Origin of the sequence: Paenibacillus sp. PK3_47 (assembly GCF_023520895.1) — a bacterium.
Taxonomy (GTDB): Bacteria; Bacillota; Bacilli; order Paenibacillales; family Paenibacillaceae; genus Paenibacillus_AQ.
In genome coordinates this window covers 1,336,429-1,362,015 of the sequence record NZ_CP026029.1, presented here as the reverse complement: position 1 = coordinate 1,362,015, position 25,587 = coordinate 1,336,429, and the positions used below count along the sequence as shown (strand labels likewise).

Here is a 25,587-nt window from a genome sequence, read left to right as displayed (position 1 = left end):
TATAATTACAGAAAGACGTTGCTAAACCAGCCCATCAGCCCATCAGCCCATCCTCCCCTTTTTTTATCACCTTTTTCCGGCAAATCAACAGAGTGACCACCAATCCCAAAATAGAAGTCTCACCAATTCAATTCCTGTAGCGGAAGCGCTTACGGAGTAGTACAATGGGAGAACGATAAATGGTGGCTAATAAATGGTGACCAATGTTTGCTAATAAGTAGTGGCTAATAAATGGTGACTAATGTTTGCTGACTAATAAATAGTGACTAATGTATGGTGGCTAATAAATGGTGATAGCCAGGGGAGGGTGGATGGGGATGAGGCGGATTTTGCGGTTTTATCATAATTGGAGCGTGACCTCGAAGTTTGTCATTATTTTTGTGTCCATCCTGTTTGTATCCCTGCTGCTGACCGGCTATACCCTTTACAGACAGGCGGCTGAATCGGCGATTGAGCAGGCGCAGGTGATTATGGAGCAGAACCTGCTGCAGACCAAGACCAGCATTGAGGAGAAGGTCAAGATGACCGAGAATATTTCTCAGATCATCGCCTTCGACTCGCGGATACAGACGCTGCTGGACAGCAATTTTACCAATGAGAGCTTTCAACTGCAGGATTACCGCGACAATGTGGCCCCCAGCATCGACAATATTATGAGGCAGAATCCATACATCCACTCCATTCATGTCTATATGAGCAATCCGCAAATCCCGGAGCTGTACGGAGGGTATGACGGCTTTTTCAGCATTAGCAGAATTGAGGACGATGAGAATTACCGCAGCCTGCTGGACGACAACACCATCAAATCGGAATGGCGGAGTATACACAAGGAAAAGCTGCTGCTTGTACGGCCGGATGTTTCTCCGGTAGCAGATGTGTTCTCGTATAACCGCAAAATTTATTCCTTCCACGACTTTGGCATTGCCGGGCTGGTTGAAATTGAAATTACGGAAGGCGAGCTGTTCAAGCCTGTACGGGATTCAGTGTCGGGTAATATTGGTGACGTTTACATTGCGGATGGCGAGGGCGTGATCGTTTCGGATCATGTCGCTGAAGCGTACAGGGCAAGCGCGGAGCAGATGGGGCTTGAGGAATGGATTTCCGGTGAGTCTGTCAACACGCTTGCCGAGGTGAACGGAAGCCGCTCGATTGTCATCTCCATTCCGCTTGCCGGTCCAAGCTTGCGGATTATCGGCGTATTCCCGGTCAGCCATGTCGTCGAAAAAGTGCAGGATTCGCTCTATACCACCCTGTTCGTGCTGGCTGCGGCGCTGCTGGTGCTGAGTCTGCTCGTCTATTTTGTCACGGTCAAGCTGCTGTCCCGGATGAAAATGCTGTTGAAGGCCATGAAGCAGGTACGCGAGGATTCCCTGGGCGTGTCGGTTCCGGTTACCGGCAATGATGAATTCTCCCAGATGACGCACAGCTTTAACCATATGACCACGCGGATTCACGATCTGGTGGAGCGGGTGTACAAATCCGAGCTGCTGGAGAGGGAAGCGGAGGTGAAGGCGCTGGAATCGCAGATTAACCCGCACTTTCTGTACAATACGCTGGCGACAATCTCCTGGGTGGCGCGCAAGGCCAACGCTCCGGATGTGACGCGGATCTCTGATTCGCTGGCCAAATTTTACCGGCTGGTGCTGAACAAGGGGAGCTCGGAGACGCTGGTTGCGAATGAGCTGGAGATGGTCAAGGCTTATCTGGTGATCCAGAAGTTCCGTTTTGAGGAGCGTTTTGATACGGTGTTCGAGATTGAAGATGAGGTGGGGGAGTATGTCACCCTTAAAAATATACTGCAGCCTCTGGTAGAAAATGCGCTTGTCCACGGCATCGATCCGAAACGTTCCCATGGCACGATTATTATCAAGGCGGGCGTGGAGGACGGCCGGGTCGTGCTGCGGATTATCGATGACGGTGTGGGCATGACGGCGCGGCGGCTGGCAGATGTCCGTGAGCAGCGGCCGCTTGAATCGGCCGGCAGCGGATACGCGCTGGCGAATATTACGAGCCGGCTGCGCTCGCATTATGGTGAAGAGCACCGGCTGGAGCTTTTCAGCAGGCCGGGCATCGGCACAGTAATTACTATCACCTTCCAAGCCAGGAGGCTGACCTGATGTTTACAATGCTGATTGTTGAAGATGAACGCTGGGAACGTGAAGGGCTGGCAGAATTTCTGGACTGGCCTGCGCTCGGGATAAGCAGGGTGGAGACTGCCTTTGACGGCATCGACGGATTGGAAAAAGCGCTGCTGCTGCAGCCCGATATCATTGTCACTGACATCCGGATGCCCGGCATGAGCGGGCTGGATATGGCCAAGGAGATCCGGGCGCAGCTGCCGCATGTGCATATCGTCATTCTGACCGGATACGACGATTTCACTTACGCCCGTGAGGCGATCCGCTTTCATGCTGCGGAGTATCTGCTGAAGCCTGTTGAAGAGGCGGAGATGCTCGCCGTAATCACGCGGGTAGTGGGCCGGTGCCGGGAAGAGCGCCAGCTCCGGCTCGAAGAAGCGAACAGGCTCGACCTGCTTGAAGCAGGTCGCCTGGCTTTTCTCCGCCATGCGCTGGACGGACTGCTGGCAGGCCGGGCAGCGGGGCCGGAAAAGCTGCCGGAGATTGCGGCAGAGCTTGAGCTTCATCTTACCCGGCAGGGAGAGCTGCAGCCGGAGGCCTATGCACTGGTTGCAGTGCACGTTCCGGCACATGCCGGTCCCGAGCTGCCGGCCAGTCTGGCAGAAGCGCTGCTGGACCGGCCGGTGCTTCCGGCGGCGCTTCCGGGCGGCGGCATTGGACAGTCCGTGCTGCTGTATGCGCTGAGAGCGGACGAAGAGCAGCGGGAGCTTGCGCAGCTGCTCCTGAGCGGGCTGGCCGGAGCAGAGACCGCAGAGTCACCGGCACCAGTGAGCTCTTCGGAAGATGGCTGGATCATCGTGTACGGGGTAGCGGTGCAGGAGCTTGCGCGGTTGCCGGACGCGGGCATTCAGGCCGCCGGCTCGCTGGGATATGCGGTCTGGACCGGCTTGTCCGGCATTACCGCTGCGGGGGAAGCGGAAGCGGCGCGCCAGAGCTTTGCCTCTGATGCGGAGGAACTGACCAGAGGATTCAAGGAATTGGAGAAGCGCATCCGCGCCGCACTTGGAAGCGGGCAGCTGCAGGAGGCGGAAACGTTAACCGGTGATGTATTTGACCTGTTCGCCGCTTATCCCGGCGCGGGACGGCACTATACTGCAAGTCTGCTGAGCGGGCTGATCGATCATCTGCAGGCACTTGCCGCACCGGGTCATCCCGGCCAGCCGGAGACAACCCCGGGCAGTCTGGAGTGCCTGCTGGCCTGCGGGAGCCGGGAACAGATGAGGCGGCAGACGCTGTCCATGATCCGCAATATAGCTTCCCGGCTGCAGGAAAAGCGGGAACACAAGGAGGATTACGTGGTCCGCCGTGTCATTTCGCTGATTGAGGAGCGATACGGCAACCCCGGGCTCAGCCTGGCCTATCTGGCCTCTGAGACGTTTATCTCCCCGAATCATCTCGGCATGCTGTTCAAGAAGAATACGGGACGGACCCCGATTGAGTATATTCAGCAGTACCGGCTGTCCCGTGCCGAGGAGCTCCTGCGGACGACGAAACAGCGGGTTGCCGTTATCGCCGGGCAGGTGGGCATCCCGAATACTTCCTATTTCGGGACCTTGTTCAAGCAGGCTTACGGCATGTCCCCGGGAGAATACCAGGCAGTATCGCAGCGCTGAGCCTGCATAGTGGTGTTCCACATTTTGCACGCTCATGTAAAACCAGATAGCATCCTTCACCCGTCCGCCTGATCAGGCGGATTTTTTTACGGCATTACCGCAAATTGCCTGCAAGCTTCATCGTTAAGATAACGCTTACAAAAGCCGTTCGTTTTTGATACTGCCGTGCATTTTTAATATTTCCTGCAGATGAAACCGTTTTTATAATAAGCCTATAGACAACAGAACCCACACCGCAGGAAAGGAAGTAGGACCATGAACAGCATACCCGCCAAGCACAGGCTGAGAAACCGCATCTGGCAGCAGCGCTATCTATTGATTTTGACCCTGCCTGTAGTTCTATGGATGATTGTGTTCAATTACATTCCAATGTACGGTCTAATTATTGCTTTTCAGGAATACACGCCGTTTCAGGGCTTTATTCACAGCCCGTGGCTCGGGCTTGGCAACTTCAGGGAGCTTTTCGCCGATCCGACCTTCAGGGATTCGCTGTACAACACTTTTAAAATCAGCATCGCCAAGCTTGTCTTCGGCTTCCCGGCTCCGATTATCCTGGCTTTGCTGCTGAATGAACTGGTCTTCAAACGTTTCAAGCGCATCGTGCAGTCGCTCACGTATCTCCCGTATTTTGTCTCATGGGTGCTCGTCGTCGGCTTTATGTACACGCTGCTTGATCCGGATACCGGTATTATCAGCAAGCTGCTGGTCAACCTCGGAATTATTGGAAGCGATACCATGCTGATGGGCGATTCAAGCTCCTTCTTGACGCTCGTCGTATTTACGGAAATCTGGAAAAATATCGGCTGGAACTCCATCATCTATCTCGCAGCTATCGCCGGCGTTGATCCCCAGCTCTATGAAGCGGCAGTGGTAGACGGAGCGAACCGTTTCCAAAGGGTGTGGCACATCACGCTGCCCGCGCTCAAGCCGACGATTATTATTTTGCTCATCCTGGCGATCGGCGGGCTGGTGAACTCCAACTTTGACCAGATGTTCATGATGCAGAACTCCCTGACTCAGGATGCGGCTAATGTACTCTCGGTCTATTCCTACAAAATGGGGCTCGTCGCCGGACGCTTCTCCTACGGAACCGCCATCGGGCTGTTCCAGTCTATTGTAGCCTTTATCCTGATGTACATCGCCAACTTCGCATCTAACAAAATTACGAAAGAAAGCCTGTTCTAGGATAGGAGGAGGAGGAACGTATGCTAACCCATTCGCGAAGCTTAGGCAGCCGGGTATTCGATGTGTTTAACATTGTTGTCATGCTCGCCTTGTGTCTGATCACACTGTATCCGTTCTATAACATACTGATTACCTCGTTTAATGATCCGACGGATGCAGCACGGGGCGGGATAACTTTTTGGCCGCGCGTATTCTCCATTGACAACTACCGGATTGTGTTCCAGGACGAGAATATGCTGCGCGCCTTTGTTGTCACCATTGCCCGTACGCTTCTCGGCACGGCGACAGCGGTGTTGTTCACTGGGGCTTTTGCTTACGGGATTTCCAAGACCGAGCTGGTTGGACGGCGGATATTCCTGCTGCTGGCGATTGTTACGATGTATTTCAGCGGCGGCATTATTCCCTATTATCTGGTAGTGGCCAAATACCTTCATCTGAAAGGGCATTTCCTGGTCTACATCATCCCGAATCTGTTCAATGTTTTTAATGCGATCATTATGCTGACTTTTTTCAAGGCACTGCCGAAGGAGATTGAAGAATCGGCCAAAATTGACGGTGCCAATGATCTGCGGATCTTCTTCCAGCTGGTGCTTCCGGTATCCAAGCCGGTGCTGGCCACGATTGCGCTGTATAACGCCGTGTTCCACTGGAACTCCTGGTATGACGCGATGCTGTTCGGCAGCGACAAGCTGCTGACCCTGCAGCAGATTCTGATGCAGATTATCAGCTCCAACAGCAATGTCAGCCAGCTGGCCAGCCAGCTTGGCTACGGGGCAGTCTCAGCGGCCTCGCTGAAGCTGGCGACGATGGTCATTACGACGCTGCCGATCGTATTTACGTATCCCTTCGTCCAGAAATATTTTGTCCAGGGAGTCATGATAGGCTCGGTGAAGGGATAAGCCGGAACAGGATTTCCGGCCCGGGCGTTCATGCATATAGCAAACAGCAATTACAAATATCAGGGAGGTCAGTTTATGAACAAAAAGGGTTTCAAGATAAGCGCGCTTGCCATTGTGGCAATGAGTATGCTGGCAGGCTGTAATTCCGGAAACAATGCAAACAGCAATACCAATGCAACTCCTGCGGAAACGGCTGCGGCGGACAGCGGAAATGCCCAGGCTTCCGCTCCGGCAGCCGAGACTGGCCCGTCCTGGAAGAAGGATACTTCGCCATTCACCTTCACCCAATATTTCTACGGCAACTGGGCGTCCAACTATCTGTGGAAAGACCAGTTTGCCATGAAGCTTGCTACCGAAAAAACCGGTGTCACCATCGACCGCAAGCTGGCAACCGGCAGCGATGATGACTACCTGAACACCATGATTGCTTCAGGGGACCTTCCCGATACCATCATGCTGGACTGGAACAACCCGGCAGTGACCAAGCTGATCAAGAACGGAATGGTCTATTCCATGGATGAGCTGATGGACAAGTATGCGCCAGAGCTCAAAGCCCAGCTGGACCCCGACATGGTCAAATACCACTCCATCGACGGCAAGCTCTGGTATCTCCCGAACCTGTATGAGACCGCAGACCGTCTGACCAGCGGCGTGCCGATCACTCCGGTCCGGCCTTGGTTCATCCGCTCTGACATTTATGCGGCGATCGGCAGCCCTGCTATCGGGACACCGGATGATCTCGTCAACGCGCTTAAGCAGGCCAAAGAGAAGTTCCCGGATGTGAGCCCTGTAGGCGTGGAGTTCTTTGACGTGGCGAAGAATGGTTTCCATGGCAGCAACTCGATGGACTATTTGATCTATTCCTTCTCGCCGCACCTGCTTGAAGAGCGGGTGAAGGATGACCAGCAAATTGTGGAGTACCCGATGCGCAACCAAGGATTTATTGAAGCCTTCCGGTTCCTGAACCGGCTGAGCAGTGAAGGCCTGTTTGATCCGCAGCTGCTGATCTACAAGCAGGAACAATATGAAGAAAAGCTGTACGGCGCGCAATATGCAGTAGCCTCCCAGTTCATGACGAATATGTATACACAGTACAACCCGAAAATTGAAAGCACACTCGGCAAGGAGCAGACGTACACCATTCTGGACGGCCTGAAGGTAGATGGTCAGGACCCGCGTTATCCGGCTTCCCGCTTAATGGGCTGGCAGGGGCTGTTCATTACGAAGAATGCCAAAAACCCGGAGCGCATTATCCAGTTCGCGGAATATGCCTGGTCAGATGAAGGCCAGCTGGATATGAGATACGGTACCGAAGGTGAAACCTATGACATGGTTGACGGGCTTCCGAAGTACAAACCGGAAATCTTAGAGATGTCCATCAAGGACAACGCCACGTTCAACTCCAAGTACGGCTTCAACAATTCACATCTGCTCATGAGAGCCGGCAAGCTGTGGGATGATGCTTCTGCACGAGATTTAAAAGAAAGCCAGCCGGTGCAATTCGAGGCGATGAAGATGCTGGAGAAATACAATTTCGACAATTACCCGCTCGGCATGGAAAACCTGGAGCCGGACGGCGCAACCGCAGAAGGCACAATCAATGCGAAGGTGAAGGATCTGTGGAACAAAACGATTCCGAAGCTGGTTCTGTCCAAATCCGACGCCGAATTCGATGCCGCCTACAATGAATTTGTGAAACAGATGGATCAGGTCGGCGCAGAAAAAGTGGAAAAGGTGATGTACCAGCGCCATTTGGATGACCTCAAGAAAAAAGGGTTGTAGCAGTCCAATAGAGGGAGAGTAAGCGCCATAGCGGGCGGCCGGATATCCGGCCGTCCGCTGTATTTTATGCTTACAGGACGTTCCGGGTGGAGCCGGGCAAGACAGGCAAGGCATGCAAGGCATGCAAGGCAGGCAAGGCAGGGCAGAGTCTCTTAGAGACTCTATTATGTGGTCGGGATTGCGGAGCGGGCGCGGGACCTTATAATGGCCGTGTCAGCAGCGGGAAGGTGCTCTGAGAGGAGATAATTGCACTTTGTACACCTGTTCCTCGTGAAAAGTGGCGGGTAAGGGATATAACTGTATTCGCTGCAACTATAATCACCGGAACAAGCATTTTTGGACAGAATCCCCGACTTTAACTGTACAGAATACAACTAAACTCAAATTATCCCAAAAATGCGGCGGATTAGCTGTACAAAGTACACTTAGGCCGTACCGTCATGTCTTTGAAGTACCTCAAACAACGACAAATGTACCAAAATACAGAGAAAAACTTCATTGACGGTTTTTGGTAAGAATTGTATAGTTAGAAATAGGACTTTTTACATATCTTATCTTATTTTTAACAGGACTGAACACCTAGATTCTTGGGAGAAGGGAGTACGGACTTGCAAATGTTAGTCAAAGTAATCGTGGTCGATCCTTATCAACTGGTACGCAGAGGCATCACTTCCATTTTGTCGGGGGATCCCGATATCGAGATTTGCGGCGAGGCATCGGACGGTAAAGAGACCATGGCACTCATTGAATCCATGCAGCCCGATGTGTGTATTATGAACAACCGGATTAACCAGCAGAATGGCCTGGATGTCATCGAAAAGCTCAAGCATGCCGGAGCCGCCTGCAAGTTTGTCTATCTGACTTCTTCGCTTCATCCTTCCGAGCTTAGCAAGGCGCTGTCGATTGGAGTGGAAGGACTTTTGCTCAAGGAAGCGCTGCCGGAAGAGCTGCTGTATGCGATCAGGCATGTCGGCAGGGGCCGGAGGTACTATGATTTTGAACTACTGGAGTCCAAGCTGATGGAGAAGACGGCAGATAATGAATATGATCTGACACCCAAAGAGCAGGAAGTGCTCGCCATGCTTAGTGAAGGGCTGTCCAACAGAGAGATTGCTTCAAGACTGATCGTTACGGAATATACGGTGAAGAAGCATGTCAGCCAGATACTGTCGAAGCTCAATCTTCCGGACCGGACCAAGGCCGCTTTGTATTTTCACAGTCACAATGTCCAGGCCAGCCAGAAGCTTTTTGCCGGGAGCGTTTAACAGGACAAGCAGGAACAGCCCGCCATTCCCGTGAAGGAACAGCAGGCTAGAACTCCAGGGGACGTGCAATAGCTCCCCAGGGAATCAGTTTTATGAATCCGTAACCCGTAATATACTCTTCCGGGACAAGCCCCAGCTCCGGGCTGCGGCTGTCCAGACTTTCTCCCGGAGTGCGGTTGTCGCCGAGTACAAAGACTTCGCCCGCACCTACATACACTTCGTCCATATCTTCCGGAATGCCGTAAGCATACAGTTCAGGGAAATCATGCCCGTTAACCAGGACAGTTCCGTCTTTAATAGCTACAGTGTCACCTTCTGTGCCGATCACTCTTTTGATAATATCGTAGGGAAGCTGCGGAGTACGGATGACAACTACGTCGCCGAATCCGGGTGAACCCGTATACAACGGCCATTTGTTGACGAGCAGCACGTTACCGTTATTCAGACTGGGATTCATGGAATTTCCCGATATTCTAGTCAGGCCAATGCTGTGAAAGATCAGAAAACAGGATATCCCCAGAACAGCCAGAAACCGCACCCAGCCCCAGAACCCGCTTTTGCCGCCCGCAGCGGACGGAGAGACAGCATTACCTGAACCGGGTAAGACTGGAGCTTCGTCCTTTTTTTCTGAATCCTGAAGGTGGGGAATTGCCACGTGGTTCATCTCCTTATCCGGCCATTTCGTTTATTCGCTGTATACATCGTCCGTAACAGAAGATGGAGTCTCTTCACCGCTTATGGTCTGTGATTCCGGAGCCGTCACTGCCTGTTCCCGGTTCTCCATGACAGGGGCGGGCGGCGTATAGCTGTCTTCCAGATGGTTCATAGCCTGCTCCGCGCTTGCGGCGATGGCTTCGAGCTTACGGAGCATCTCCGCTTTGTCTTCTTCACTTTCGAACTCAAGCCCGGCAATCAAGGAATCGGCATGCGCCCGCAGCTCATCGCTGTACTTGCTGCGCTGCTGCTCCGTAAATTTGTTCATCTCCTCAGCTTGAAGCTGCAGTCCTAGGCGTAACTCTTCCTGCAAACGCGCTTTTTGCACCTCGGTCTCGGAGCTGATGCTCTGTTTCAGCACAGACAGGGCAGACCCGGCCTGTTGATCAGCCCAAATACGGACCTTGGCCTTCAGATCGGTATCGGCAAATGTCAGACCCGTAGAGAAGACGGTTAGCGTGCTTACAGAAACAATTCCAATCAGGAGTCTCTGTTTCATGCTTCTATGCTTGGAATGGCAACCCTTTGCTTTTCTCATTCTCATGCTATGATCTCCTTTGCATGTCGGCAGCAAGCCGGAGGCCGTCTCCCGGAGGAGAGGCCTCTGCTGCATATTCCTTATTTAATCGAAGCGGCAATGGCATCCAGCGCAGCAAGTGCTTCTGCTTGAGCTTTGTCACCGGCAGCTGCAACTTCAGCCTGCTTAGCAGCAGTCAGATCTGCGGCATATTTGGTCAGCTCCGCTCTCAGCTCGGCAATTTTGGCTTCAATGTGGCTGCGGATATCCTTGTCGGCAGCTTCACTGTGTTGTTTTACAAGGGCGTTAATATTGTCTTGGGCTTCCTTGATTTTTTTGGTCAAATCTTCGGTGGAGGATTTCTGCTGGGAAGCGACCTGTTTGTTGATCTCTGTTACACTTGCGGAACCTTGGGCATTCAGCTTGTTCTTCAGATCGGTCTCCCCATAGGCTTTGGCACCTTCCTTAACAGCGTCTACCTGCTCGTTAATCCCTCTGGCGAACACGGCGAAATCTGTCTCAACGGTGGTGCTTTTTTCTGCATTTTCTACCTGGTAGATATAGTTGTTTTTGGCGGCATTGATCGTTTTCATGGTATCAATCCGCTTGGCTTCCGTGCTGTCCTTGATGCTTTGCACGGAGGAGCTTTTCAGCGCTTCATACTCTGCATTGTAGCTGCCCAGCTTCGCCTGATAAGTACTTGTAATGTCCTTGGTTACTTTGCTTGAAGCCGTGTTAAATACTGTGCTGTACCAGGCTTTGAACTGGACTCCGGCATCTGTGCTTGCAAAAGCGGTACCCATTCCTGCCATAAGTCCGGTTACGATTACGCCTACTGCTACTTTGCTTTTAACTGATTTCATTTGTTCATTTCTCCTTTAATGGGGTTTATAGTGGAATTTCATTGAAAACAAGACTGCTTGCGAACAACCTTCTTCCTAACGTTCCAGCTTCCGGCCAGCCTGATCCAGCAGCTCCTTGGCTGCCATCTCCAGCAGCTGATCGATTTGCTGCTTTTGCTCCTCTTCCGCTGCCGTAAACTGGCCTGCAATACTGCCGGCAGCTTCATCAGCAGCTTCTTCGAGGTTCTGTATGTATCTGCGCTGACGGCTTCCGATTTCATGAAGCGATTGCCCCAGCACCTTGTCCTCCTCGGCAGCGATGCTTTCGCTTGCCCCGGCGGACAGCCCATCATCCTTCAACAGGGCAGATGCAGCACGGTTTGCTTCCTGTATCCGGTCATGAGCGACCGGCTCTGAAGCAGAGGTGAACAGATGGTGATACCAGTTCCCCCAGGTGTTCCCGGAATCCAGGGCGGCATAGATGCTGCCTGACCCGAGTGCTGCCATAATGCCTGCAGCGGCAATTCCTGTCTTCAGCCTTCTGCGCATCGTTTTCCTGTCTCCTTCGTTCCTGTGTGTGCAGCGTGCTTCGCTGCGGGAATGACTTAAGTATAGAACCCTTTAACGGGCGATTCGTCACTACAAAGGATAATTTTGCAGAGTAACACAATAGGTTCAATCCGCCCCTCCGGGAGACTTCCGGATTCTACTGCCGGCTCAAGGACAGTCTCCCGACCGAGCCTGTTATTTCCCCCGGCCCGCCAGTCTTCTCGCTCCAAAGTACCGGATCATCTTCTACCTTCAGGCGGTTTATGACGGGACAGAGCCGTATCCGTCATTAATTTTGCATTGCCTGCGCCGCCTTGGTGTGCTACAACTCAAAGTGAAAGAAAACGCTATCATACAGGGGGTTATATGAACATACACAAGCTGCCATGGAAGAAAAATGTGCTGCGCAGGCTGATCTTCTCATTCATTTGCATCCTTCTGCCGCTCTTTGTGCTCAGCATGATCATTTACAACTGGGGGGTGCACACTCTCAAGCAGGAGATTTCCCGCTCCATGAGCTCACAGGTGTCGCAGTATTTCGGCAATCTGGAGCAGGAGTTCCGCAGAATCCAGCTGCTGCAGTATGACTGTCTGACAGACGACAATCTGAATGCGCTGGGCTCCATTCCCGAATCGATGAACAATATCGAGCGGATGGAGAGCATTCTGAGACTGCAGCAGCGGCTGAATGCGATCCGGAACAGCAGCACTTACATTGTTGATGTCTACGCCTACATTCCTTCAATCCAGAAGAAGGTGTCCGCGCTGACTGTAGGGTCGCTGAATCTGGACGAGTTCAATGAATTGAAGGACGTGCAGAATCAGCCGGGTTCCCAGCTGCGTGATCACAGCGGCGGATTAACCTTAAGCGCAGCTTATCCTACGACTTCACCGGGAAGCAGCCGGAAGCCTATTTTTATGCTTACGGTAGAGTTCTCCAAACCTAAGCTTCAGGAGAATCTGATGAAAATGGCCAATTCCCCTGAGGAGCAGCTGCTCCTTAGCAATCCGGAGTACACGATCGCTACAGGCAGGGAGATCAGCTCCGACCCGGTCATTCCGGCATTTCTGTCGGATCATAGAGACATGAACAGCACCCGAACTGTTGACTTTCAGGATACGCGCTATCTGGCGGTGTATTCTTACTCCCCGTTTTTTGATGCGGTACTGAGCAAATATGTGCCGGTAAGCGGTGTGTTTGAGCCGCTGGAGAAGTTCAAGAGCTGGTTTGTCATGCTGGCAGCCGTATCGGTGCTGATCATCGTGCTCTATTCCCTTTACGCCTACAAATACATTCACAAGCCGCTGTTCAAGCTGGTCAAGGCATTCCGGAAGGTGGAGCATGAGGACTTCTCCGTGCGGATCGCCCATGATGTCGATGATGAGTTCCGGTACATCTATGCCCGCTTCAACAGCATGCTGGAAAATGTGGAGTCGCTGGTTGACCAGGTGTACAAGCAGCAGATTCTGACCCACCGGGCGGAGCTGAAGCAGCTCCAGTCCCAGATCAATCCGCATTTTTTGTACAACAGCTTCTTCATTCTCAACACATTGGCCCGGCTGGGCGACAACGAGAATCTGGAGCAGTTCACCAACCAGCTGGGCGTTTATTTTCAGTTCATTACTCGCAGCCATACGGAGGAAGTGACGCTGGCCGACGAAGTGAAGCATGCCAAGGTATACACGGAAATTCAGACCACACGTTTTTATGGCCGCAACGTGACTGAGTTCGGAGAGCTTCCGGAGAAGGCGGGCGGGCTGATGGTTCCGCGGCTGATTTTGCAGCCGGTCATTGAGAATGCATTTAATCACGGACTGGAGCAGAGACCGGAGGGCGGGATTCTCAAGGTGCACTTTCAGCATACGGCCGATGAAATGTTGCTCATGGTTGAAGACAACGGATCAGAATTAAGCGGGGAGCGGCTTGAGGCCATGAACCGTTCTTTAACAGGGAAAGACGTGGAAACCACCGGTCTGCTGAATATCCACCTGCGGCTTAGGCTGAAATACGGTGAGGGCAGCGGGCTGCTGCTGGAACGGAGCGGGCTTGGCGGCCTGAAAGCAACCATTCGTATTGCGGACACAGGAAAGGAGCCTTAACATGTTCAGATTGCTGGTAGTAGATGACGAACGGATTATTGCTGACGGATTGCATGAGGTGCTGCAGGGCATCCCTGAGCCGGAACTGGATGTATATAAGGCCTATTCGGGGGAAGAAGCAGTGAGGCTGTTTGACCGGACCCGCTTTGACATTGTCCTGACGGATATACGTATGCCCGGAATCAGCGGGCTGCAGCTGCTGGACCGGATCAGGGAGCGATGGCCGGCGTGCAAGGTTATTTTTCTGACCGGCCACAATGAGTTCTCCTATATTTATTCAGCCATTCAATATGACGGAGTCAGCTATCTGCTCAAAACGGAAGGCTACAACAAGGTAATCCAGCTGGTCAGGCAGGCCGTCGGGGAGATAGAGACAGAGATGAAGGCGGAGTCGCTGCTGCAGCAGGCGCAGGAACAGCTCGATTTGACCCGGGAAATGCGGCAGAACGATTATATCAAAGGCATTCTGAACGAGCAGCTGAACATCCGGGAGATGAACCAGGAGCAGCTGGACGAGCTGGGTATCAAGCTGCGTGCCGATCACTCTGTGTTAATTCTGCTGGGCCGGGTCAACAGCTTCCAGAACAAATCGATGTATTCCCACCGGATGAGCCAGCTCTACCGGATCCGGCTGATTGCCCGGCAGTATATCTCCGCCCATGCTGTATTTGTAGAGACGGTTAATGAGCAGTCCGATCTCATCTGGCTGATCCAGCCGCAGCCCGGACAGAATCCGGCAGAAGAATGGAACAAGGTGCTGACTTTTATCAAAGGCAATCTGGAGCTGATCCAGCTGGCCTGCCGGGAATCGGTGGGCGAAGTGCTCTCGTTCGTGCTGGATGACAGTCCGGTCAGCTGGGAGCAGGCGGCAGGCCGGTTCTCGGTCCTGGAGATGATGATGAACTACAGAATCGGCCAGGGAGGCGGGATGCTGCTGCTGGACAAGCAGCTGATCCGGCAGGAGATGCTCCAGACAGAGAAGCCAGCGGGCCGGAAGCCATCCTTCCGCCACGCCCGGCTGGAGCTGCTCGGCGACCAGCTGGAGCATGGGCAGCGCGAGGAATTCGGAAAGACACTGCAGGAGTGCGCGGCTACCTTTAACGCTGTGGACAGTATGCACTATACCCCTGCAATGGAGGTATATTACGCGATCGGCCTCGTGTTCCTGACATATATGAACCGCTGGAACCTGGTCGATACCGCAGCGCCCAAGGTGGGACTCCACAAGCTGATGCAGCCCGGCGAACATGCTTCCTGGCAGGAAGCCTTCGGGTATATGATTCAGGTGGGCGAGCTGTTGTTCAGTCTCCAGACCCAGGAGGAGGAGCGCAGAGCGAAGGCAGTTGTCACAATTATTCAAAAGCATATTCTGGAGCATCTGCATGACCCGGATGAAATTTCACTGGTCCGTCTGGCCGAGCTGGTCTATTTCAATCCATCTTATCTGTCCCGGCTGTTCAAGCAGGTGACCGAGATCAATCTGTCCGAATATATTACCGGCGCGCGGATGGGGAAAGCCAAGCAGCTGCTGGGTGATCCGGATATCAAAATACAGGAGGTTGCCGAGCGGGTAGGTTATGGAACCGCCACGAACTTCACCCGCTCCTTCCGCAAAGTTATGAATATGACTCCCCAGGAATACCGTTCGCTTGTGCTGAGCAGGTAAACAGGAGATTCAAAAGTAAAGAGATGAATATTGAATGAAAGCGGTATCAGTTCTATCATTGAATTACCGGGGGCCCAGTTAACAGAATATTCATTAGGGAGGTTCACATGAAGACAAATCGCAGAATCAAGAGCATGGCACTGCTTGGCGCAGCGGGGATGCTGGTCATTTCCGCATGCGGCAACGGAGGGGATAACGGGGCGGGGACAGATAACAGCAGCAGCGCGAATGCAGAGAACACCACGATTGATATCAATGCCAAATATGATCCGCCGGTCGATATTACCGGCTGGAGATTTACGGAGTCCACATACAAATACGAGAATGGCGATACGATTGAGAACAATATTTACACGAGAACCTATGCCAGTGATCTGGGCATCAATCTTAAATATGACTGGACCGTGCCTATAGAGCAGTTTGACCAGAAAATGAATGTCTCGATTGCCTCCGGCGATCTTCCGGATATTATGTGGCTGAAGAACAAGCAGCTTACCGATCTGGCCGAAAATGATATGCTGTATGATCTGACCGACCTGTTCGAGAAATACGCTTCCCCTTTATCCAAAAAAATCATGCTGCAGGACCAGGCCAGCTTCGACACGGCCAAGATTGGCGGAAGGCTGATGGCCCTGCCGCGCACCTCCTCGGCTGTAGACGGTCTGCCGATTCTGTACGTGCGCACTGACTGGCTGACCAAGCTGGGATTATCTGAGCCGAAGACGATGCAGCAGGCCATGGCGGTGGCGGAAGCCTTCACAACCAAGGATCCGGACGGCAACGGCAAGGCGGATACCTTCGGGCTGGCGCTGACCAAAACCTTTTTGACAGATTCCCACTTCGGGACCTCCGGCTACTTCTCCGGCTTTCATGTGCATCCCGGCAAATGGGTGAAGGATGATTCCGGCCAGCTCGTATACGGCAGCACTCAGCCTGGAGTCAAGGACGCACTGAAGCAGCTTCAGGATCTGTATGCGGCGGGAATGCTGGACCAGGAGTTCGGCGTCAAGGACCGGGCTAAGGTGACGGAATCGGTTGCTGCAGGAAAAGTTGGCCTGTTCTACGGCTCCATGTCCGCACCGCTCTCGGTCATCCAGAAGAATGTGGATAATGATCCGGACGCCGAATGGAAAGCGCTGCCGCTGGTGTCTGTCGATACTGAACCGGCTACGCCGATCGGGATCATGCCGATTACTACGTACTACGGAGTCAGCAAGGACAGCAAGCATCCGGAGGCTATCTTCAAACTGCTGAACTTTGGAATGCAGGGCTATGACGAGAACGCGGAGGAGAATAACGAATTCGGCATCAGCGAAAATAATATTCCGGTCTACCTCTACAATTTCATTGCAGCAGATCCGGCCAAGAAAAACCTGAATGCACATAACAACGCAATTAAAGCACTTGAAGCGAATGATCCTTCCGGCTTGTCCGCCGAGGATAAGGGGTATTACGACCGGATTCTGTCTTTCCGCGGCGGGGACAGATCGAACTGGGGAACCGAGCGCGTATTCGGTACACCAAGCAGCTTCGATGTGATTGACCAGTATGTGCAGGAGGATAACTATATTTTTGACGCCTTCTACGGGTCTCCTACAGCTACCATGGTTGAGAAAAATGCCACACTCCAGAAAATGGAGGAGGAAGTATTCACGAAGATTGTCATGGGCCAGTCTATCGATACGTTTGACAAGTTCGTAGAGGACTGGAAGAAGCTCGGCGGCGAGCAGATTACGAAGGAAGTTAATGAATGGGCGGCCAAAAATAAATAAGAGATTCTGTATTCCATCTGCGGGGAAGCAGCCTTGAGCACGCTTCCCCGGATGGAACGGAAGAATGGAAGCGAGGTAGTAGAGACGGTATGGGAAACAAACTGAAGACCTTGCCGCTGCATCTGATGCTGCTGCCGGGCGTGATTTTAACCCTGGTATTCAGCTATATCCCGATTATGGGCATCGTGATTGCTTTCCAGAAATTTGTCCCTTCCAAAGGGATCTTCAACTCCAAATGGATCGGGTTCGATAATTTCCGCTACATGCTGGATATGCCGAACTTTTCAAGTGTGCTGTGGAATACCATTTTTATTGCGGTTCTGAAGATTGTGGCCGGGCTGATCATTCCGATTATTTTTGCCCTGCTGCTTAATGAGGTCTCCGGCGCTTTTTTTAAACGCACGATCCAGACCACGATCTACTTCCCTTACTTCCTGTCCTGGGTCATTCTGGGCGGAATCCTGATCGATATCCTCTCGCCATCCAGCGGGATTGTGAACCAATTTCTGGGGTGGTTCGGGGTGAAGCCTGTCTTTTTCCTCGGGGATGACAAATGGTTCCCTTACACGCTGGTAATTACGGATACCTGGAAAGGCTTCGGGTACGGCACGATCGTCTATCTTGCTGCACTGACGGGGATTGACCAGAGCCTGTACGAAGCAGCAACCGTGGACGGTGCAAGCCGCTGGAAGCAGATGCTGAATGTAACGCTGCCGGGGATGCTGCCTATAATTACGCTGATGACCGTGCTGAGCCTCGGGAATGTGCTGAATGCCGGCTTTGAGCAGGTGTTCAATCTCTACAGCCCGATGGTCTACAGCACCGGTGATATTATAGATACGTTTGTCTACAGGCTGGGGTTGGTGGAGGCGCAGTACGGGGTGGCGACAGCGGTCGGGCTGTTCAAGTCTGTCATCTCGCTGGTGCTGATTGTGGTCTCCAACAGGCTGGCCAACCGCTATGCGGGCTACCGGATATTTTAATAAGGAGGAAAGAATGTGCATAAGCCTACTGCCAGCCGAAAAGCTTTTCTGATTATGAACTACGTGATCTTAAGCATCACCGCGATTGCCTGCATTCTGCCGCTGATCAACGTGCTGGCGATCTCCTTCAGCTCCAGCAGCGCAGCGGCGGCGGGGTATGTCAAGCTTTGGCCGGTGGATTTCACCGTCGCCTCCTATAAATTTGCCCTGACCAAACATGAGTTTGTCGACGGATTCTGGGTATCGCTCCAGCGGGTGGTCCTGGGGTATGCCATCAGCATCGCCGTCAGCATTCTGATCGCCTACCCGCTCTCCAAGGAAAAGCAGGTGCTGCGTTCACGCAATTATTACGCCTGGTTCTTCATTGTAACGATGCTGTTCCACGGCGGGCTGATTCCCACTTATATGACCATTAAAAGCGTAGGCATGCTGGACACGATCTGGGCGCTGGTGCTGCCGTCTGCCGTATCGGTGTTCAATGTGATTCTGCTGATGAACTTTTTCCGGGAGTTGCCCAAAGAAATTGAGGAGGCGGCCAACATCGACGGGGCCGGACACTGGCGGACACTGTGGAGCATCTATCTTCCGTTATCCAAGCCTGCGGTGGCGACCATTACGCTGTTTATCGTGGTGTTCCACTGGAATTCCTGGTTCGACGGCCTGATCTATATGAACTCGACCTCCAATTATCCGCTGCAGAGCTATCTGCAGACCATCATCATTAATGTAGATCCGAGCACGGCAGCGACGAATGATCTGCTTGATATGTCGGCGATTTCGGACCGGACCTTCAAGGCGGCTCAGGTGTTCCTGGCGGCACTGCCGATTCTGCTCGTGTATCCTTTCCTGCAAAAATACTTCATGAAGGGTCTGGTGATGGGCAGTGTCAAAGGATAAGCCGGGCATCCGGGAAGGTGAGATGTCTGTGAGCATAAACAATTCTGCCGGGCTGTCCTGCTGGGGGGATTTGGGGAACGGTTATTACCGCAACCCTGTGCTGAATATGGATGTATCCGATCCTGACGTGATCCGCGTGGAAGATGATTTCTATATGGTCTGCTCGGACTTTCACTTTATGGGCATGCAGGTGTATCATTCCAGGGATTTGGTGAACTGGCGTCTCCTCGGAAAAATATATGACCGGCTCGAGATCGATCCGGCCTATGACGAAATGCGGGCGTATGCCAAAGGAAGCTGGGCGCCTGCGCTGCGCTATCATAACGGGCGTTATTACGTCTACTTCTGCACACCGGATGAAGGGCTGTATATGAGCTCCGCCGCCGATCCGGCCGGTCCGTGGGAGCCGCTGCATGAAGTAGTCCGTGTAAGCGGCTGGGAAGATCCCTGCCCGTTCTGGGATGAGGATGGCCAGGCTTACCTCGGCCACAGCACGGTGGGAGCCGGCCCGATCATTGTACACCGCATGAGTGCGGACGGGCGCGAGCTGCTGGATGACGGCATTATCGTGTATGTCGGCAAAATTGCCGAGGGAACCAAGATTTATAAAAGACAGGGCTACTACTATTTCGTCATTCCCGAAGGCGGCGTGGAAACCGGCTGGCAGACGGTGCTGCGTTCCCGCAGTATGTACGGACCTTTTGAGCGGAAGGTTGTACTCCGCCAGGGCGCTACGAAGATTAACGGTCCGCATCAGGGCGCACTGGTGGAGCTGAAGAGCGGGGAAACCTGGTTTCTGCATTTCCAGAGTGCGGGAGCTCTGGGCCGGGTCTGCCATCTCCAGCCTGTGCGCTGGGAGGAGGACTGGCCGGTCATCGGCGCAGCAGGAGAACCGGTTGAGCTGTACGCCAAACCGGGGGTAGCTGAGGGCTGTGAGCCGATGCTGCCGGCAGCATCGGATGACTTTGCCGGGCCGGAGCTTGCGCTCCAGTGGCAGTGGAACCATAATCCCGCAGACGGGCATTGGTCGCTTGGCGGGACAGGGCTGCGGCTTGATGCTCTGGAAGCTCCGGGCCTGCTGGAAGCCCGCAACACGTTAACGCAAAAAATCATCGGCCCCCGGGGAACCGTCTGCACCAGATTGTCCGTTGCGGACATGAAGCCCGGCCAGTTCGCCGGACTCGCCTTCCTGTGCGCCCGGGAGGAGAACTGGATCGGAGCCGCCGCGGAGCCGGACGGCATCTATCTGCGGGCGGTCACGGGAGGAACGGTATATCACGGGCCGAAGCTGACCGGTGATACATTAGGGCTGGGCAGCGTCATTGATTTGGACGGAGAGACCCGGCTGTTCTTCAGCCCGGGTGAGGGCTGGATTTCCTTCGGCGGTCCTTGCCGGATGACCTCCGGATTCTGGAAGGGCGCGCGGGTAGCGCTGTTCAGCTATACGGCCGGCGGGAGCGGCGGCAGCGCCGGGTTCCACTGGTTTCATTATGATGTGGACCGGGGCGGGAAGCCATGACTGGTACAGAGGCGATGCGTAAAGGCGAGGATAGCGCTGAGAGTCATGACAAGAATAGTGGCGATGCGCAAAGACTGGGCTGAACCGGTGCAACAAGACGTGAATGAGGATGGTGCGTAATAATGAAGGAACTGCTTGAGAGGCTGAGAGGGTTGGATACGGCAGCAGTCGTCGGGGAACTGGGGAAACTGTCAGATGAGCAGGTGCTGCAGGAATGGGTGGGCTCCGGCGTGAAGTTCGCCGCCTCTTCCGGCAGACTGGAAGACGTCTACTACAATGCGGTCCGGAAGCTGCTGGACTGCATTGTCCCGGATCAGCAAGGCACGCCGGTGCTTCATGAAGGAGGCGCTTACCACGGCACCTGGCTGGAGAGTACCGGGACGATCAATGCCGAACTTCTGTCACGGTTCATGCCTAAGGTAGCACAGGCCACCTTCCTTCGGTTCGCTGCATACCGGAGAGAGGACGGGCTTATCCCATATAAGGTTACGGCTGCCGGACCGGCGTACAGGCAGATCCAGATGGTAACGCCGCTGGCCAGAAGCGTCTGGAATCATTATTCCCTGAACGGACAGGATGAGGAATTTCTGCGGACCATGTATTCTGCCATGGCCGGATTCGACGGCTGGCTTGCGCAGTACCGCAATACACGGGGAACAGGCTGTGTAGAAGCGTTCTGCACTTTTGATACCGGGCATGACTTATCACCGCGCTTCTGGCATATCCCGGATACTCCGCATTTGGGGGACCCGCGCCTGTTCAGCCCGGAATCGCCGGTTCTGCCGCTGCTGGCCCCTGACCTTACAGCCAACGTGTACTGCCAGCGCCTATATCTGGCCCGCATGGCCCGGATTCTGGGTGAGGACGGCGGAACGGACTGGGAGGAGAAAGCGGCGCAGAGCCTGGAGAGTCTTTTTCAGTACTGTTATGACGAGGTTGACGGTTTCTTCTATGATCTGGACCGTAATGACAGCTTCGTCCGGGTTCAATCGGATGTACTGCTGCGTGTCCTGGCCTGTGAGGCAGGTGACCGCAGTTTGTTCGATGAGGCGCTGAAGCGGTACTTGCTGAACACTTCCAAGTTCTTCGCCAAATACCCGCTGACCTCCATCGCGCTGGATGATCCGCGCTTCGACCCGTCGTCGGCATACAACAGCTGGGCGGGGACAACTAATTTTCTGACGCTGATCCGTACGCCGCATGCGTTTGAAGCGCATGGCCGGTTTGTGGAGCTGACGTGGATCATGAATCCGATTCTGAATGCGGCGGCGAGAATGGAGCGTTTTTCCCAGACACTGAGCCCGTGGACCGGAGCAGAAGGCTACACGGACACCTATTCACCGGCGATTCTGTGCGTACTCGATTTCGTGGAACGGACCTGCGGTATTCTGCCAACTCCGGACGGGGAGCTGTGGTTCACCGGGCTTGTCCCTTATCCGATGGATCACGGGGAGGAGGTTGCAGCATCGACGGGTTATTCCCGCACAGTGGGTGGCGATGTCTACGAGCTGGTAAATAACCGGGAACGGGCGAAGCTGTACAAGAATGGGCGGCCCCATCTTTCTTTTCCATACGGCATAAGAGCCGTCACTGACCGCAGCGGAAAGCTGACCAGCCTAATCGGCATGATGGCACAGCCTGCAGAGGGGCAGGTGGAATGGGAAGGACAGACGTACTTCGTGACCCTACAAGGCAACGAGCGGATTATTTTTAATGAAGGGAAGTTTGAAAAAGGCTCGGATATCGGGGTGATTGTGCCGGAGTATGATGCAGGGCGTGCGCGTGGAGTGGTGTGAGTGGTGTGGGTGATGTGAGTTATTTGGACAGAAGTGTGAGTTGTATGGAGAGTAGTGTGAATTGTATGGAGAGTAGTGTGTGTTAATTGGAATAGTCTTGTGAGTTAATAGTAACTAGTTGCGGGGGCCCTGCCGGGAGGCGGGGTCGTTTTTCTATCGTTTTTTATAATGGAAGGTGTATTGGTAAAACGGGTAAGGCTCTCCCTCTCCTTCTGCCGAATGTGTCTTAGAGCCGCTTAGTGTGGTGTGTGGATGAACGCTGGTTTTGGTTTTAATGGATACGCTTGGCGTCTCTTAGCAGTTCTTTGGAGCGTACATGAATAAGCAGTTCCTCTACTGCTGAATAAGTCGCTAATCCGCACAGTATGCATGAGGTCAGAGTCAGTCCGGTAGTGTGGTACAGAAAGGGGAAACAGAATAGTGCAGATCCCGTTGCCTTGTTGGCATAGGTATGGATGAAGGCAAAAGCCCGGTATTTAACAAACCCGATGATCAGCGAGCTTATGCGAACGAGTGTAATCGCTCCGATCCAGCACAGTAACCATAACGATAAATGAAGAATAGGGAGAAAAACTATTAATGTTACACCGATAAAAACGAAATCAGCCACACTATCCAAACTTGCCCCGAAGGAGCTGGTGCTGTTCGTTCTCCTCGCTATGTATCCATCCAGAGCGTCACTCACCCCGCACAGTAAGTAGAGTACATAGAACAGAATAGACAACGGTGCTACTAATAGAAGGATCGCAGAGCACAACATCCGCATCAGGCTTAGAATATTGGGGAGGGGATTAGTTTTATTCATGTTGGCGCTTATGTTCCGTTGCAAGTCATTGCTGCCGCTGTTGTTTCCGCCGCTTCCCCGGCTTCTCCCGCTTCTCCCGCTTCTGTTCCGGTTAAGGACACACTTCCAGCGGGCTCTTCGGAGTTGGCAGTCTTTTATTTGGCGGGGGCTTCTACAGTTTAGGCGACCTCTATCTGATCCTTTAGGCATCGGTTCCTCCCTGGTACGTAGTGATGGCTATACTCGACTATTTCGTTTGCCTGCACACCAGCCTGTATTTACACACACTTTAACCTGTTGGCTACAGACTATAATATGTCAGAATTCATTATTTAGCAGGTGATCTGCTCACAGCCAAGTTGTTGCTCCTGTTGCGGTGCGGATATAGCAGCTGTTTTGTACACACTCAGGACTTCAATGGCAAGACATATTACTTTATTACTTATTAAGGACGTTAAGTCGTTCGTTCCAGGCCTGTTAATACCTTAAGTAACATGATCTGATCCAATCGGTTGGTAACATAGATAGCACGGTCAAGGGTAAGACGTAAATTGCAGAAATCAGCAGGTTAGTGGTTTTCACAGACTCTGATAGGTTAATGGATTTGCAGAAAATGATATGTCTTAGGCTATCTGATTAACTCTGAGCGTTACCTTACATGTTTGAGCGGCCTTCCACTGCATGTTAATTATAGTGCCGAATAGTTTTAGACAGCACAGTGAATTGAACTAACCAGTGTTTTCGCGGTTATGAGGTGCTGAGGTAGAAATACCTTTGAATAGGGGCGAATGGTGAGAAAGTGAGAAATGAGAGGTAGAAGTACCTTTGAATTGGGCCGAATGGCGGGAAAACGGGAAATGGGAGGTAGAAGTACCTTTGAATTGAGGCGAATGGCGCGAAAGTGAGAAATGAGAGGTAGAAGTACCTTTGAATAAGGACGTATGGCGGGAAAGTGAGAAATGAGAGGTAGAAGTACCTTTGAATTAGGGCGTATGGTGAGAAAGTGAGAAATGAGAGGTAGAAGTACCTTTGAATGGGAGCGAATGGTGAGAAAGCGGGAAATGAGAGGTAGAAGTACCTTTAAATCGAGCCGAAAGGCGCGAAAGCGGGAAATCAACGGGAAAAGTCCCGTTGAATCGAGCCGAAAGGCGCGAAAGTGAGAAATCAACGGGAAAAGTCCCGTTGAATCGAGCCGGAAGGCGGGAAAGCGGGAAATCAACGGGAAAAGTCCCGTTGAATCGAGCCGAAAGGCGCGAAGGCGGGAAATCAACGGGAAAAGTCCCGTTGAATCGAGCCGCATGGCGTTACCCAGCGTCATCCAAACGCAAAAACAGCCTCCCCAAAGGAAGGCTGTTTCTGTATGACGTCCCGGAAGGGATTCGAACCCCCGACCGTGCGCTTAGAAGGCGCATGCTCTATCCAGCTGAGCTACCGGGACAAAAGCAGCTTACTCAAAAGCAAGCAAAAATTATGTTATCATACATGGATAACTTTTTCAACCTGTTTTTTTGAAACCGCTGAAGGATATGCTATAATCTACAATTGACTAAGGTCCGGAATAAAGGAGGTGCCCTCATTAATCAATTCAATTCCCCCGCGAAAGAGAATATCGTGCTGTTCCCGAAGACCTTGGATTACTACCAGATTCAACTTACGGTAATGCTGGAGAGTGAACGTTACGGGGAAGCGATGGAGCTGCTGCGTTTTTTGCTGCAATGCCAAGGTCAGGAAGAGCGGCACTACGAAGAGTGGCAGTCGCTCCTTAGTTGGCTGGAGGCGGCTTTTCCCTATGCGGCGCAGAATAGTGAGCATCAAGGAGCAGCGGAAGAATCCGACCAGGATCTCAGAGAAGAAGATATGGCCCGGATTCTGGCGAATTCGAAGCTGGAAGAGGATGCTGAATATCCTTCCAAGCTGCTGGGGCGGATCATGAATGAACCGCTGTCCGAGAACACGATCCTGGCGCTGGAGCAGCTGTCCTACCTGGAAGGCGGCGATATCGATGAGAAGCTGACAGAATGGCTGCAAAATTCCGCGGTTCATCCGCTGCTGCAATTCCGTGCACTCCAGACACTCCGCCGGCGCGGAGCCCAGGGGACGATCCGGCTGAAGCGCGGACACGAAACCTCCCTCGTCGAGATTGAATCCGTGCCGCTGCAGAATGAAGACTTCCCGCCGCAGGTGAGCCAGGTGATGGAGCGGGTAGCCGAGCAGGCGGAGGTGCATGAGCCGACTTTGTATTATTTTGCCCAGGAGCTGTGGGGACAGTTTATGATGTCGATTTATGGCTCGGCAGAGTACCGCAAGTTGCTGGATGGTGACGACGACATTCTCGACATTTGGGCGGGAGCGCTGCATCAGATGGTGTCGGAAAGCCTGAACGGAAGCCGTCAGGAAGAGGAAACACGGGCGATGTATGGAATCACAGACGGCATGCGCTTTCAATTTGAAGGAGCCTACCGGTCTCTGAAGGGATTTGTGAAGACTTCCATACTTGATAATTAGAGTAATGTTGTATATAATATAATGGTTATTCTGTGCGTGAATATCATGTTTTTTCAAGTAA

Annotated in this window: 19 protein-coding genes and 1 tRNA gene; 14 read left to right on the top strand and 6 right to left on the bottom strand. The window is 52.9% G+C overall.

Features of this window, described 5'->3' with window-relative positions; translation table 11 throughout:
* Positions 1–317: 317 nt before the first annotated feature.
* The 6 genes from C2I18_RS06170 to C2I18_RS06145 all read left to right on the top strand — a co-directional run bounded on the left by C2I18_RS06170 (position 318) and on the right by C2I18_RS06145 (position 8,882).
* Positions 318–2,117 carry a sensor histidine kinase gene (locus C2I18_RS06170; RefSeq protein ID WP_249900384.1) on the top strand — a complete coding sequence of 600 codons (1,800 nt, stop codon included), beginning with the start codon at positions 318–320 and terminating at the stop codon, positions 2,115–2,117.
* Positions 2,117–3,751, top strand: coding sequence for a response regulator (locus tag C2I18_RS06165; RefSeq protein WP_249900383.1), 1,635 nt, complete (start codon positions 2,117–2,119; stop codon positions 3,749–3,751). The genes C2I18_RS06170 and C2I18_RS06165 overlap by 1 nt, the downstream gene beginning before the upstream one ends.
* A gap of 255 nt (positions 3,752–4,006) precedes the next feature.
* A complete protein-coding gene (locus C2I18_RS06160; RefSeq protein ID WP_249900382.1) occupies positions 4,007–4,936 on the top strand; it encodes an ABC transporter permease in 930 nt (309 codons plus the stop codon).
* Positions 4,937–4,956: 20 nt separating this feature from the next.
* Positions 4,957–5,835, top strand: coding sequence for a carbohydrate ABC transporter permease (locus C2I18_RS06155; protein WP_249900381.1), 879 nt, complete (start codon positions 4,957–4,959; stop codon positions 5,833–5,835).
* 75 nt (positions 5,836–5,910) lie between these two features.
* Positions 5,911–7,617: an extracellular solute-binding protein gene (locus C2I18_RS06150; protein ID WP_249900380.1), complete on the top strand. Its 1,707-nt coding sequence runs from the start codon at positions 5,911–5,913 to the stop codon at positions 7,615–7,617.
* Between the two features lie 614 nt (positions 7,618–8,231).
* The gene (locus C2I18_RS06145) at positions 8,232–8,882 is read left to right on the top strand and encodes a response regulator (RefSeq protein WP_249900379.1); all 651 of its coding nucleotides are present in this window, start codon (positions 8,232–8,234) and stop codon (positions 8,880–8,882) included.
* Between the two features lie 46 nt (positions 8,883–8,928).
* On the opposite strand, the gene lepB is transcribed toward C2I18_RS06145, so the two are convergent.
* From lepB to C2I18_RS06125, 4 genes are all read right to left on the bottom strand, one after another.
* A complete protein-coding gene (gene lepB, locus C2I18_RS06140) occupies positions 8,929–9,537 on the bottom strand; it encodes a signal peptidase I (protein ID WP_249900378.1) in 609 nt (202 codons plus the stop codon).
* A gap of 30 nt (positions 9,538–9,567) precedes the next feature.
* Positions 9,568–10,095: a hypothetical protein gene (locus tag C2I18_RS06135; protein WP_249900377.1), complete on the bottom strand. Its 528-nt coding sequence runs from the start codon at positions 10,093–10,095 to the stop codon at positions 9,568–9,570.
* 119 nt (positions 10,096–10,214) lie between these two features.
* Positions 10,215–10,976 carry a hypothetical protein gene (locus tag C2I18_RS06130; protein ID WP_249900376.1) on the bottom strand — a complete coding sequence of 254 codons (762 nt, stop codon included), beginning with the start codon at positions 10,974–10,976 and terminating at the stop codon, positions 10,215–10,217.
* A gap of 75 nt (positions 10,977–11,051) precedes the next feature.
* Positions 11,052–11,504, bottom strand: a complete 453-nt coding sequence (locus tag C2I18_RS06125; protein ID WP_249900375.1) for a hypothetical protein — start codon at positions 11,502–11,504, stop codon at positions 11,052–11,054.
* A 366-nt stretch (positions 11,505–11,870) separates the two neighbouring features.
* On the opposite strand from C2I18_RS06125, the gene C2I18_RS06120 reads away from it, so the two are divergent.
* From C2I18_RS06120 to C2I18_RS06090, 7 genes are all read left to right on the top strand, one after another.
* Positions 11,871–13,604, top strand: a complete 1,734-nt coding sequence (locus C2I18_RS06120) for a sensor histidine kinase (protein WP_249900374.1) — start codon at positions 11,871–11,873, stop codon at positions 13,602–13,604.
* Position 13,605: 1 nt separating this feature from the next.
* A complete protein-coding gene (locus tag C2I18_RS06115) occupies positions 13,606–15,270 on the top strand; it encodes a response regulator (protein ID WP_249900373.1) in 1,665 nt (554 codons plus the stop codon).
* A 107-nt stretch (positions 15,271–15,377) separates the two neighbouring features.
* Positions 15,378–17,042 (top strand): extracellular solute-binding protein, encoded by a 1,665-nt coding sequence (locus tag C2I18_RS06110; protein WP_249900372.1) that lies wholly within the window; start codon positions 15,378–15,380, stop codon positions 17,040–17,042.
* An 89-nt stretch (positions 17,043–17,131) separates the two neighbouring features.
* Complete coding sequence (locus C2I18_RS06105; RefSeq protein WP_249900371.1) at positions 17,132–18,025, top strand: ABC transporter permease; 894 nt, start codon at positions 17,132–17,134, stop codon at positions 18,023–18,025.
* A gap of 54 nt (positions 18,026–18,079) precedes the next feature.
* Complete coding sequence (locus tag C2I18_RS06100; protein ID WP_249902023.1) at positions 18,080–18,922, top strand: carbohydrate ABC transporter permease; 843 nt, start codon at positions 18,080–18,082, stop codon at positions 18,920–18,922.
* A 28-nt stretch (positions 18,923–18,950) separates the two neighbouring features.
* Positions 18,951–20,441 (top strand): glycoside hydrolase family 43 protein, encoded by a 1,491-nt coding sequence (locus C2I18_RS06095; RefSeq protein ID WP_249900370.1) that lies wholly within the window; start codon positions 18,951–18,953, stop codon positions 20,439–20,441.
* Between the two features lie 122 nt (positions 20,442–20,563).
* On the top strand, positions 20,564–22,237 hold the full coding sequence (locus C2I18_RS06090) for an MGH1-like glycoside hydrolase domain-containing protein (protein ID WP_249900369.1): 1,674 nt from the start codon (positions 20,564–20,566) through the stop codon (positions 22,235–22,237).
* Positions 22,238–22,508: 271 nt separating this feature from the next.
* On the opposite strand, the gene C2I18_RS06085 is transcribed toward C2I18_RS06090, so the two are convergent.
* Positions 22,509–23,042 (bottom strand): CDP-alcohol phosphatidyltransferase family protein, encoded by a 534-nt coding sequence (locus C2I18_RS06085; RefSeq protein WP_249900368.1) that lies wholly within the window; start codon positions 23,040–23,042, stop codon positions 22,509–22,511.
* Between the two features lie 1,343 nt (positions 23,043–24,385).
* Positions 24,386–24,459 (bottom strand) — tRNA-Arg (locus C2I18_RS06080).
* Between the two features lie 221 nt (positions 24,460–24,680).
* Between C2I18_RS06080 and C2I18_RS06075 the strand changes: the two genes are divergently transcribed.
* Positions 24,681–25,526 carry a hypothetical protein gene (locus C2I18_RS06075; RefSeq protein ID WP_249902022.1) on the top strand — a complete coding sequence of 282 codons (846 nt, stop codon included), beginning with the start codon at positions 24,681–24,683 and terminating at the stop codon, positions 25,524–25,526.
* Positions 25,527–25,587: the final 61 nt, after the last annotated feature.

Coding starts and splice junctions, on each gene's coding strand:
- C2I18_RS06170 (WP_249900384.1), top strand. CDS start 318: ATGAGGCGGATTTTGCGGTTTTATCATAATTGGAGCGTGACCTCGAAG.
- C2I18_RS06165 (WP_249900383.1), top strand. CDS start 2,117: ATGTTTACAATGCTGATTGTTGAAGATGAACGCTGGGAACGTGAAGGG.
- C2I18_RS06160 (WP_249900382.1), top strand. CDS start 4,007: ATGAACAGCATACCCGCCAAGCACAGGCTGAGAAACCGCATCTGGCAG.
- C2I18_RS06155 (WP_249900381.1), top strand. CDS start 4,957: ATGCTAACCCATTCGCGAAGCTTAGGCAGCCGGGTATTCGATGTGTTT.
- C2I18_RS06150 (WP_249900380.1), top strand. CDS start 5,911: ATGAACAAAAAGGGTTTCAAGATAAGCGCGCTTGCCATTGTGGCAATG.
- C2I18_RS06145 (WP_249900379.1), top strand. CDS start 8,232: ATGTTAGTCAAAGTAATCGTGGTCGATCCTTATCAACTGGTACGCAGA.
- C2I18_RS06135 (WP_249900377.1), bottom strand. CDS start 10,095: ATGAAACAGAGACTCCTGATTGGAATTGTTTCTGTAAGCACGCTAACC.
- C2I18_RS06130 (WP_249900376.1), bottom strand. CDS start 10,976: ATGAAATCAGTTAAAAGCAAAGTAGCAGTAGGCGTAATCGTAACCGGA.
- C2I18_RS06125 (WP_249900375.1), bottom strand. CDS start 11,504: ATGCGCAGAAGGCTGAAGACAGGAATTGCCGCTGCAGGCATTATGGCA.
- C2I18_RS06120 (WP_249900374.1), top strand. CDS start 11,871: ATGAACATACACAAGCTGCCATGGAAGAAAAATGTGCTGCGCAGGCTG.
- C2I18_RS06115 (WP_249900373.1), top strand. CDS start 13,606: ATGTTCAGATTGCTGGTAGTAGATGACGAACGGATTATTGCTGACGGA.
- C2I18_RS06110 (WP_249900372.1), top strand. CDS start 15,378: ATGAAGACAAATCGCAGAATCAAGAGCATGGCACTGCTTGGCGCAGCG.
- C2I18_RS06105 (WP_249900371.1), top strand. CDS start 17,132: ATGGGAAACAAACTGAAGACCTTGCCGCTGCATCTGATGCTGCTGCCG.
- C2I18_RS06100 (WP_249902023.1), top strand. CDS start 18,080: ATGAACTACGTGATCTTAAGCATCACCGCGATTGCCTGCATTCTGCCG.
- C2I18_RS06090 (WP_249900369.1), top strand. CDS start 20,564: ATGAAGGAACTGCTTGAGAGGCTGAGAGGGTTGGATACGGCAGCAGTC.
- C2I18_RS06085 (WP_249900368.1), bottom strand. CDS start 23,042: ATGAATAAAACTAATCCCCTCCCCAATATTCTAAGCCTGATGCGGATG.
- C2I18_RS06075 (WP_249902022.1), top strand. CDS start 24,681: ATGCTGGAGAGTGAACGTTACGGGGAAGCGATGGAGCTGCTGCGTTTT.